At 49.6% G+C, this 10,377-nt stretch carries 9 protein-coding genes and 2 pseudogenes; 7 read left to right on the top strand and 4 right to left on the bottom strand.

Features of this window, described 5'->3' with window-relative positions; translation table 11 throughout:
- The 6 genes from H6B51_RS14725 to H6B51_RS14700 all read left to right on the top strand — a co-directional run.
- Window positions 1–186 (top strand): hypothetical protein (locus H6B51_RS14725; protein WP_204884405.1); only part of this gene is annotated, 186 nt, incomplete at its 5' end.
- A gap of 155 nt (window positions 187–341) precedes the next feature.
- A complete protein-coding gene (locus tag H6B51_RS14720) occupies window positions 342–578 on the top strand; it encodes a helix-turn-helix domain-containing protein (RefSeq protein WP_204884404.1) in 237 nt (78 codons plus the stop codon).
- A 4-nt stretch (window positions 579–582) separates the two neighbouring features.
- Window positions 583–1,887, top strand: a complete 1,305-nt coding sequence (locus tag H6B51_RS14715) for a tyrosine-type recombinase/integrase (RefSeq protein WP_335342176.1) — start codon at window positions 583–585, stop codon at window positions 1,885–1,887.
- A 406-nt stretch (window positions 1,888–2,293) separates the two neighbouring features.
- Window positions 2,294–2,947 (top strand): hypothetical protein, encoded by a 654-nt coding sequence (locus H6B51_RS14710; RefSeq protein ID WP_204884402.1) that lies wholly within the window; start codon window positions 2,294–2,296, stop codon window positions 2,945–2,947.
- A gap of 56 nt (window positions 2,948–3,003) precedes the next feature.
- Window positions 3,004–3,264 (top strand): hypothetical protein, encoded by a 261-nt coding sequence (locus H6B51_RS14705; protein WP_204884401.1) that lies wholly within the window; start codon window positions 3,004–3,006, stop codon window positions 3,262–3,264.
- Entirely contained in the window at window positions 3,264–3,650 is a 387-nt protein-coding gene (locus H6B51_RS14700; RefSeq protein WP_204884407.1) for a hypothetical protein, read from the top strand. The genes H6B51_RS14705 and H6B51_RS14700 overlap by 1 nt, the downstream gene beginning before the upstream one ends.
- A 620-nt stretch (window positions 3,651–4,270) precedes the next feature.
- Here H6B51_RS14700 and H6B51_RS14695 read toward each other — a convergent pair.
- Window positions 4,271–5,284, bottom strand: a pseudogene (locus H6B51_RS14695) (YaaC family protein).
- A 392-nt stretch (window positions 5,285–5,676) separates the two neighbouring features.
- Window positions 5,677–6,363, bottom strand: coding sequence for an alpha/beta hydrolase (locus H6B51_RS14690; RefSeq protein WP_243421337.1), 687 nt, complete (start codon window positions 6,361–6,363; stop codon window positions 5,677–5,679).
- 215 nt (window positions 6,364–6,578) lie between these two features.
- Here H6B51_RS14690 and H6B51_RS14685 point away from each other — a divergent pair.
- Window positions 6,579–9,733 (top strand): annotated as a pseudogene (locus tag H6B51_RS14685) (DEAD/DEAH box helicase).
- Window positions 9,734–9,738: 5 nt separating this feature from the next.
- On the opposite strand, the gene H6B51_RS14680 reads toward H6B51_RS14685, so the two are convergent.
- Entirely contained in the window at window positions 9,739–9,957 is a 219-nt protein-coding gene (locus H6B51_RS14680) for a DUF5348 domain-containing protein (RefSeq protein WP_130869041.1), read from the bottom strand.
- Window positions 9,958–10,093: 136 nt separating this feature from the next.
- Window positions 10,094–10,377, bottom strand: a 284-nt coding sequence (locus H6B51_RS14675; protein ID WP_204884400.1) for an ATP-binding protein, incomplete at its 5' end; no start/stop codon positions are given.

Genomic DNA, 10,377 nt, shown 5'->3' with positions numbered 1-10,377 from the left:
AGTGTGCTTCCTCCCCAATCTAATTTTATAAGAAAGGCGACCGTTTGTCTGCTCTCTTTCATCCCTATTTGTGCCGAGAGCGAAGCGGTCGGCATGGTGATTATGATGTCGAAAAAACAAGAGATATTAAAAGAAATAGAAGAAATTGAGCGAAGGACAGAGGAACTACAGAATACAGATCAGTAAAGCGGAAAAATATAATATAGCATATTTCCATATACAATTCCCTTGCCCAGCGGTAGGATGTAGACGCCACCGATGAGCAAGGGAATTATTGTTAGTTGCTATTGGTTTGAATAGCAAAAGCAATTGGATTACCGAGTAATACAAGGAGGAAAATAATGAAAAAAGAGAAAATGGAATCCCAGTCTGTCAACCCTCAGTTAGTTTTTACTGTTCGTGAGGCAGCCAAAATCCTACATCTTGGACTAAACAAATGTTATGAACTGGTCCGTTGTAAGCGTTTGCGCAGTATCAGAGTAGGGAAAAAGATCATAATTCCTAAAGCCGCAATATCGGAATTTCTTAATGAAACCGACGATATCCCTGCGTATGCAGGCTGCAACTATGGGAGGTAATATTGTGGCAAAAAAAGGCGGCGCCCGAGGTGCACCAGGGGGCGGTACAATCCGTAAAAAAACGATTGAGCGAAATGGCACATCTTACACGTATTGGGAGGCTCGCATCACAACCGGATTTGACCCAGTCACTGGACGTCAGAAACAGCGCTCCTTCTCTGCAAAAACACAAAAAGAAGTCCGTGTGAAAATGCAGGCGGCATTAGTGGATATCAACAACCATGATTACCAGGAACCATCCAAGATGACTCTGGGCGAATGGCTGGATACCTGGGAAGCGGAATATCTGAATTCCGTAAAACCATTTACCCGCCTGAACTATTCTCAGCATATCAAAAACCACATACGCCCTGCATTAGGAAACAGAAAACTAAAAGACTTAAGCGGACCGGATATCCAGCGTTTCTACAATATGCTCATTCAGGAAGGGGGAAGAAAACGGAAACACGACGACGCTGGGCGTATTGTAAAAAAGGATGGAAAACCAGTCTATGAAGCTATGCCGTTATCTGCTAAGACCGTGAAAAACATCCACGGTGTTCTGCACAAGGCTCTGGAGAAAGCTGTCAAGCTGGGATATATCCGCGTCAACCCGGCAGACACCTGTGAACTGCGCAAAGCGGAAAGAAAGGAAATCCGGCCTCTGAATGATGATGAAATTGCACGGTTCATACAAGCCGTTCAGGACCATCCCCTCCGGGCACCGCTTTTGACCACATTGTTCACCGGGATGCGGCGAGGAGAGGTCTGCGGGCTGCTTTGGGAATGTGTTGATCTGGACAACGGTGTCATTACCATTAACAAGCAACTCCAGAACATACCCGGACAGCGAGGCGCCTATCACTTGGTTTCAACCAAGAACGGAAAGGGCCGGACTTTAAAAATGAGTTCCTTTGTAACGGAACTACTCCGGAAGCATAAAGAAGATCAGGAACAAACGAAGCGGGAATTGGGTGCGCTGTGGCAAGAAGGAGGTTATGTGTTTTGCAACGCCATCGGAGAGCATCTGTCACCCCATACCGTATATCACAATTTTAAACGGATTGCAGCATCCATCGGTGTTCCTGCCGCCCGTTTACATGATCTGCGGCACAGCTATGCGGCGCTTTCGCTGCAAATAGGAGACGATATCAAAACGGTGCAGAGCAATCTTGGGCATCACACCGCGGCGTTTACGTTAGATGTGTACGGACATATAACCGGGCGAATGAAGCAAGCCAGTGCAAGCAGGCAGGATGCGTACATTCAGAGCTTGTCCGGGCATTCCGAAACGAAAAGGGAAAATGAAAGGGAAAACCAGGCAGAATAACAGAAAAGGAGCCTTGAAACCCTACGGTTTCAAGGCCCCTGGGTGGTCCGAGTGGCGGGATTTGAACCACGGTCTCTTGGACCCGAAGGGAGCCAAAACACTTTTTCTAGTTCTTTTTGCTTATTTTTGACCGTTTCCGCTCCATTTCTCTCACTCTCCAGCCCGCTTTGACTGCAGGTTTTCCGTGTGCTCCGGGGCTGTCTGTGGTGGGTTCTGTGGTCAAAACGCGCCCCGCTGAAATTAAGAAAACTTTAGAAAATCATCATAGGCTTCTGTGTTATAATTTCAGCACCAGGACGGCAGCGGAGGAGGGGCGCAGGATGAGTTCCGTTTTACACTTCAAAAACTTCTGTTATTTCGATAACGGTACGGAGCGGACCATTGGGGGGCGCAGTTCCGTGCCCTGATGGAGCTGTGCTTTGCCCAGGCGGACACCTTTTCCCTCCTCCGGTGCGGATGGCCCGGCGCCCGGGACGGCGCCCTGGAGCAGGAGCTTCGCCCCTGGCTGGTGGGGGAATATGCCTCCTACGGCATCCTCCACTGGTTTGACATACAGCGCCGGGAAATGTGCTGCCTGTACCGGGCCACCCGGGAGACAAAGGAAATCCTGCTCCGGCATATCCACCACCTGTTTGGGGCGGAACAGAGCCTGGCCCCTGCCGGCCACCAGGCGTATCTGGAGGAGAAGTACGCGGTCTATGACCGGGCATCGGAGGAGGCCTGGGACCGCTTCTCCGCCTACATGGAAGCCTGGGGCTGGGAGCAGTCGGAGGAGCAGCAGAATGCGGTTTTGCTGGGGCTTTACAAGCAGGCCAGGGAGGGGTGCCCGGATGTGTTCTCTGAACGCGACCATTACAGCAACATGGAGGACCCCTGCTTTTTCCGGGGAAATGAGATGTTTTTCAAGACCGTCACCCATGAGCAGGAGTGCTGGGCCCAGGTGCTCAGTCCGGAGTTTGAAGCGGCTCTGAGAGAGCTGGGAGAGTGGTTGGACGTCTCCGGGAAAACGCCCCTGCCCTTGTTTTCCCTAGCCACAGCCGAGGGGATGAAATGGTATTGAGGGCGCGGATGCACACTGAACAAACAGGTCCAAGGCGAGAGGAGGTGTGGCTTCCTGTGTGGATGGATGTTTTATTCCAAGGAATCATAGACCTGGCACAATCAAAGCGGGTTTCCATGCCTGTCCGAATTCTCTGTACGTGTCTGATCTCCCTCGTGTTTCTGATCGGCATTACCGGTCTCTTTCTGCTGGTTTTTATAATCGAGGGCCAGAGTCTCCTCAGAAGAGGTATCTTTCTGCTGATGGGACTTGCCATTCTTGCCTATTACCTGTATTTTTTGAGCATCCTTGTGGGAAAGGACGGAAAGAAGCCGTGATGAAGCCGGAAATAGAGAAGACAAGGGCCTATTACAGCAGTCTCGGCCCCGAAAATATCTGTAGCTGCGGTTATTGCCGGAACTACTGCGCCAAGGTCAGAGGGGCCTATCCGGAGGTGGCCCGCTATCTGGATTCCCTGGGGGTAGATATTGAAAAGCCCTTTGAGACCTCTCCGCTGGAGCCGGATGAGGACGGATACCTGGAATACTGCGTCTGTCAGTATGTCGTGTTTGGTACCTGTTCCCCGGACTACGCCCACCAGATCGGGGATGTGAAGTTCGGAATCTCCGGCCGCCATCCAGACACGGAACTGGAAGAGGAGCACTTCGTGCTGGACCTCTATTCCATCCGGCTGAAGTTCGAGCCGCCGGAACCCATATCATAAAGTACCAAGAGCCGCCCCTTTGACTCGCTGTCGAAGAGGCGGCTCTTTCTTTGTGGAAGTGAATAACGAAACTTTCGGGAAGTAGGCGTATCATTTTTTAACACGGTCTAGACAAAGAAATAGGCGCTATAAAGCATGTTTAAAAATAGGCCTTTGAACCAACAAACCGAGAGATACGGGCTATAAACAAATCCTAATACTTAAAAAATCCAATTATCACAAGAGAAATGAAAGCATTTAACACTAATTCCTCAAATCTTTCTCACTTTAGTGCCTTCTTCAGAAGAATTTCTTCCTCCGCTTATGATGGCCAATTTTTATAAAAGTATATAACTATTTTTCAATCTTTAAGAGAGTTGTCCGCACTTGAGAGGCTAATGGTCATTTTTTTACGATTATTCGTTTCTGATTCCTAAAACGACTTAAACGGTTGAACTAAATTTTTTCTGATGCTTTATAATAGTTTTTAGCCATTTCCACTACATTTCGCTCAATATGTTTGACAAACCTACATAGAATTGAAGTTCAGATTAACAAATAAATCAATCTTTTTTAAAGAATCCCAAACTATTGAAGCCTACAATAGTTTGGGATTCCTGTTTTAGCTCTTATAGATATGTTCATTTCCGATATCCAGAGGCCATGATATCTTGATGTGTTATTTCACAACTAATTTCGTCTATAAATTGATATAATGCAGTTTCAATGAATTCATGTAGCAACCAGTTTTGTTTGGAACGCATATATTTTTCGAATTTTTCAGGATTGTATCGGACAAGCTCGCTCATCCAGTGCATAACAGCAAAAATGAGAGTAAGAGAGTTTCGTTTGATGATATGGGAATTTGTAGGAATATCCTTTTTGATATACCACAGACGAGAATCACCTCGAATATAGTGGAGATCTTTACGCACTTTTTTGTGATATGCAGAAAGATTAGAGAGCCGTTCAGTCATATCAGCGTGTATGTCCCATTTAAAACGAGAATTTTCTTTTCTAATAAAGTATTCATTCGAACCTTCCACCATGGTATGCTTATACCCTGATGGCAAATAACGCAGGGCTTGAATATTGGCATACCTATCATCAACAGCAAATTAAATCCACGCCCTTGAAGTCGTATCCTCCCGAACAAAACCGATATTGTGTATGGGCACAAATAATTCGGGAGAGCCAGAATAAGTGATTGAAAAAGCGCGATGGATACAAGGAATGTTGTACAGCAGGTCCTTGATTATGTATGTTTGCTTTGTAACATCCTCCTCTAGATAACGAGATAGTTCTGTAAGCGCACCAGCACCTAGAAAAATCACCTCAGCTTTATCCAGAGAATTACTCTTTTCATTTGAATGTCGATTTTGCGTTATGCCGTGAGAAATATTATTGACATCAATCTTATTGATACAAAGCAATGCTTTGGTTGCATTTAGACAACAATAGTATGCCGTCAGAGGTTTCGAGTTTTGAGGCAAACACTCTGAAGCTTCAAAAAAATGCTTGGCTTGTTGCCAGTAAAATAAAGCTTCTTTTGCTTCTTTGCTTGACCGCCTTTTCAACCACAACTCGACATATTCCCAGGCAGAATCTGTAAGCACAGTTTTTCCTTGATACTCTGCAGACGTTACAGGTTTCATTATCGTTATATTTTTTGAGTTTACTGTTATCCGCTTCTGCATAATTTTTGTTGCCTACTTTCTCAATTTTAAGTAGTTTATACTTTTTATAAGATTTCAATCATTTCACGGTACAGTACAACAAATCTTATTTTGCATTATTGTATCAAATATCTCTTTTAAGTGCAATTCATACTATTATTATGAGCGTACTCAAATTGTCTGTTGCATAAAGGGCCCTTCTTGACCAGGTGCGGCATAACTGCCGTCGTCTGTTCAGAAGGGCCCTTTTGCATGTTCGGGTTTTGGATATTGTACCTTTGCAGTGGCCAAAAAACAAGGTTTTTTGGGGGGCAGGCGTATCAATTTTTAACACGCCTATACAAAGAATACAGCCTGACGAGAGACGTACCTCACCTGCTCAGGAGCCAACAAAGGCCTACAGCTGTGCGTTCGACAACATGATTGTAGTGATTACCCGGATTTAGCTGAAACACCGTCTCAATTCCCCTGCTTTGGTAGAAAGCATAAATCTCTTCTGTGTTCTGTTGGACACTTCTTAGAACCGGGTTTCGAGTTTTGCTCTCCTTATTTCCTAGAGAAAAGTATGTACAATCTGGCCACCGCTTCGGTTCGCGTGAGAAGATATAGTCCTTCATTCCGGGAAACCAGAGAGAGCCGGACATGCTGCCCACACGGGAAAACAGGTCCGTCTGGTAGATGGCATACAGCGCAAACAGCCCAGCCAGGGAGTACCCAGCGATTCCTCGCCAACGAGGGACTCCGTTAATCTCTTTCTCTGCCGTTGGTATAATCTCCTCGGTGATGAGTTGCAGATAGTCGTCCGCACCACCGGTGCAAGGCTCAGCATTTTTGAAAGCAGGCGGACTGTCCCAAGGTACCATGTCGTGGTTCCAGTCCAGATCACTGATTGCCACCAATGTAAACGGTGGACAGCCAGCAGCCTGCGCGGCCTCAAATACCTTCTGCCCCTCGTTGGAGAAGGTGTTGAGGTAGATAATAGGTGCGGTTACTTCAAAACTTGGGAAAATGGATATCGTTTTGCCCTTTGTTGAGAAAGTGCACATAAGTTGAATCATCTGCTTTCTATTTTGACAGATGGTGCCATACAGAATAGTCCTGTTTATTGGACAAATGTAATCCTAAACTAATTTTCTAGTGAAGAGAAACAACACATATCAAAACCGGATAGCTTTGTTGATATTTGCCAATAAGTCCTTGTTGGATTTTGGAATTCCAGTTATACTAGATACAATATACATCTACAAAGAGAAGATAGGAAGAGTGAAATATAATGCTGCCTCCTGGCCTCTACGAACAAGTCATCAATACTGCCCTGAACCGCGAGCTTTCGGAGATTCCTGATGCCCGTAAATCAGTTGCGCCCATTGACAAGGCGGAGGCCTCCAAGGTGCTGGCACAGTATCTGGCGGATGTGGTGCAAAAGGGTCTGGAGAATGTGGTGGACAACGGTGGCGACATCTCCACACAGATCAGCCTTGCCAACCAGATCGTGACCCTCATCCAGAACACAACACAGGAAGCTGACTTTGCCGCGCTGAGCGTTGACCAACGGGCAGAGCAACTTCTTGCGCTTTTACGGGAGCAAGATCCCCGCCTGGCGGTGGGCAAAACGGCTGCCGACCTGAGCCGACCGGAGACCTCCATCGCCCAGAGTAGCCTGTTTACCGGGGCCATCCATGAGCCCCAGATGTACACAGAGCTGAAAAAAGAAATCGTCTCCGCTGACCACATCGACATGCTGGTATCCTTCATCAAGTGGAGCGGCCTACGGCTCCTGATGGACGAGCTGAAGGAGTTCACCCAAAACGGAGGGGAGCTGCGGATCATCACCACCTCCTACATGGGGGCAACCGATGTGAAGGCCATTGAGGAGCTACGGGCCCTACCCAACACCCAAATCAAGGTCAGCTATGACACCAAGCGCACCCGGCTCCACGCCAAGACCTATGTCTTTTACCGGAACACTGGCTTTACCACCGCCTATGTGGGTTCCTCCAACCTGTCCAATGCCGCTATCTCCAGCGGCTTAGAGTGGAATGTGAAGGTCACCCGCCGGGATCTTCCGGAAACCATCGACAAGATCGCCGCCACCTTCGAGAGCTACTGGAATTCCAACGAATTTGAGTATTACTCCGAGGATCAGAAGGAGCGGTTGGCCCGTGCGCTGAAAGCGGAAAAATACTTCGACGCCAACAACGCCGAAGTGTACACCATGGATATCGCCCCTACTCCTATCAGCAGGAGATCCTGGACAAGCTGGAAGCGGAGCGCGCTGTCCGGGGCTACACCCGGAACCTGGTGGTAGCCGCTACCGGTACCGGAAAAACGGTGATCTCCGCTCTGGACTATAAGCGCTTCTGCAAGCAGCATCCTGGCAAGGTCTGCCGCCTACTCTTTGTAGCCCACCGGGAGGAAATTCTGCGGCAGAGCCTGTACACCTTCCGAGCAGTCCTGAAGGACGCCAATTTCGGCGAGCTGTTTGTGGGCAGCTACCGGCCGGAGGGTATTGGCCACCTGTTTTTGTCCATTCAGACCTTCAACTCTCAGAATTTCGCCGCCAAGACCGCACCGGATTTTTACGACTACATCGTGGTGGACGAGTTCCACCACGCAGCGGCGCCTACCTATCAGAAGTTGCTGTCCTACTATCAGCCCCAAATCCTGTTGGGCCTGACAGCCACCCCGGAGCGTATGGATGGCAAGAGCGTGCTGCCCTACTTCAACAACCGGATTGCCGCGGAAATCCGGCTGCCGGAGGCCATCGACCACAAGCTGCTGTGCCCCTTCCAGTATTTCGGAGTCACCGACACAGTGGATCTGAACACCCTGAAATGGAGTGCCGGCGGCTATGACAAGGGGGAGCTTTCCAACCTCTACACCCTCAGCGGAGCCGTGGCCAACCGCCGCGCCGATCTGGTGGTGTCCTCCCTTCTCAAGTATGTGACCGACATCGACGAGGTCAAGGGACTGGGCTTCTGTGTGTCCATCGAGCATGCGGAATTTATGTGCCGCTATTTCAACGACCATGGGATTCCGGCCATCTTTCTGACAGGAAAATCCACCGATGAGGAGAGGAAGACCGCCAAAGGGCGGCTGGTAAGCGGCGAGGTTCGCTTCATTTTTGTGGTGGACATTTACAACGAGGGCGTAGACATCCCGGAGGTCAATACGGTTCTGTTCCTGCGGCCCACCGAGTCGCTGACCATCTTCCTCCAGCAGCTGGGCCGTGGCCTGCGGCTTGCGGAGAATAAGGAGTGTCTGACCGTGCTGGACTTCATCGGCCAGGCTAACAAGCGATATAACTTCGAAGACAAGTTTGCCGCCCTGCTGTCCAATACTACCCGCAGCGTAACCCGGGAGATCAAGGACGGGTTTGTCTCTGCGCCCAAGGGCTGCTATATCCAGCTGGAGAAGAAGGCTGCCAAGTACATCCTGGATAACATCCGTGCCTCCTACGGAAATACCGTCGGGCTGGTGTCCCGAGCGGCCAGCTTTGCGGAGGACAGCGGTTTGGATCTGACCCTGGCAAACTTTCTGGACTATTATCATTTGGACCCCAGGGCAATCTACAAGTTTTCCTCCTTCTCTCGCATCTGCGCTCGGGCAGATGTAATTGCAGATTTCAGTGAACCGCTGGAGGAGGTGCTCACGAAAGCCTTTGCCCGATTGGCCGTTGTGGACTCCCAGCGCTGGATTCGCTTTTTGTTGGATCTGCTGCCCCGCCTGGACAATGTGGACTTTGCGACGCTGGATGAGCTGGAACAGCGCATGCTCCAGATGTTCTACGTAACTGTTTGGGGCAAGGCGGCAGAAAGCTGGACATCCGATGAAGTGCTGGACAACCTGTATGCCCTCTCGGACAGTCCCGTGCTGCTGGGCGAGCTTTTGGACCTGCTCCGCTATCGGTATGAGCAGATCGACTTCATTGACGAGCCGGTGGAGCTGGGCTTTGACTGCCCGCTGGACCTCCACTGCACCTATACCCGGGACCAGCTGCTGGTGGCGCTGGATTTCCTGAAACCGGCCACGGTGCGTGAGGGTGTGAAGTGGCTGCCGGAGAAACATCTGGATGTGTTCTTTGTAACGCTGAATAAGGCGGACAAGGACTACTCGCCCACCACCATGTATCACGATTACTCCATCAACGAGAACCTGTTCCACTGGCAGAGCCAGAGCACCACAGCGGCGGACTCTCCTACCGGGCAGCGATACATTCACCACTGGGAGCGTGGGAGTAAGGTGTTGCTGTTCGTCCGGGAGTTCAAAGCCGACCGGATCACCGGGGGTGCCGAGGCCTATACCTTCCTGGGCACGGCAAACTATGTGAAGCACAGCGGGAGCAGACCCATGAATATCACTTGGGAATTGGACCGGCCGATTCCGGCGAAGTTTCTGAAGAAGACCAACAAATTGGTGGTGGGATAGTACACTTACACCTTGACGTGGTCTCCGTACGGAATAGGGAATGTTTTGGCTCTGTTGCCATCTACTAACACCCAGTCGTCAGTGAATTCCAGCCGAACTGGGACCCACCCTATATTTTTCTCAAAAATAGACAAGCATTCCCCGCAATGCAACCCACCATAGAAGGTCCCATTTTCAAATATAATATCCGGTCGATCGTTAAGTTTGATTAGAATTCCAATCATAAATGCATACGCCGCTCCAAAAGTGCAGCTTGACCGCAGATGATGGTGCATCATCACCGCTGGAATGGTGCACCCATTCCGCCGAAATGGTGCATGGCGGCCGCAGGTGTGGTGCACCGGGCCGCCATGCCAGGTGTTACTCGGGGATGCCCTTGCGCTTGCGCATGGATTCGCCCTCAATCTGGATGGTATAGGCGTTATAGATTATACGGTCACAGATGGCATCGGCCAGGGTTGGATCGTACAGGTTCTCGTGCCACTCGCTAGTATCATACTGGGAACAGAAGATGGTGGAGGCCACCTTGTTCCGGGCCTCTACCAGTTCCAGCACATCCCGGGCCTCTGCCTCCTTGAGGGGGTAGAGCAGCCACTCGTCCAGAATAAGCAGCTTCTCTTTCCTGAGCTTTTTCATGTAATCCC

It is taken from the genome of Pseudoflavonifractor phocaeensis (assembly GCF_016901955.1).
GTDB lineage: Bacteria > Bacillota > Clostridia > Oscillospirales > Oscillospiraceae > Flavonifractor > Flavonifractor phocaeensis_A.
This window is presented reverse-complemented; position numbering and strand designations above follow the sequence as displayed.

What these genes read in the sequence shown, in the direction of transcription:
- H6B51_RS14720 (WP_204884404.1), top strand. Translation starts at nt 342, where the DNA reads ATGAAAAAAGAGAAAATGGAATCCCAGTCTGTCAACCCTCAGTTAGTT.
- H6B51_RS14680 (WP_130869041.1), bottom strand. Translation starts at nt 9,957, where the DNA reads ATGATTGGAATTCTAATCAAACTTAACGATCGACCGGATATTATATTT.
- H6B51_RS14700 (WP_204884407.1), top strand. Translation starts at nt 3,264, where the DNA reads ATGAAGCCGGAAATAGAGAAGACAAGGGCCTATTACAGCAGTCTCGGC.
- H6B51_RS14690 (WP_243421337.1), bottom strand. Translation starts at nt 6,363, where the DNA reads ATGATTCAACTTATGTGCACTTTCTCAACAAAGGGCAAAACGATATCC.
- H6B51_RS14710 (WP_204884402.1), top strand. Translation starts at nt 2,294, where the DNA reads ATGGAGCTGTGCTTTGCCCAGGCGGACACCTTTTCCCTCCTCCGGTGC.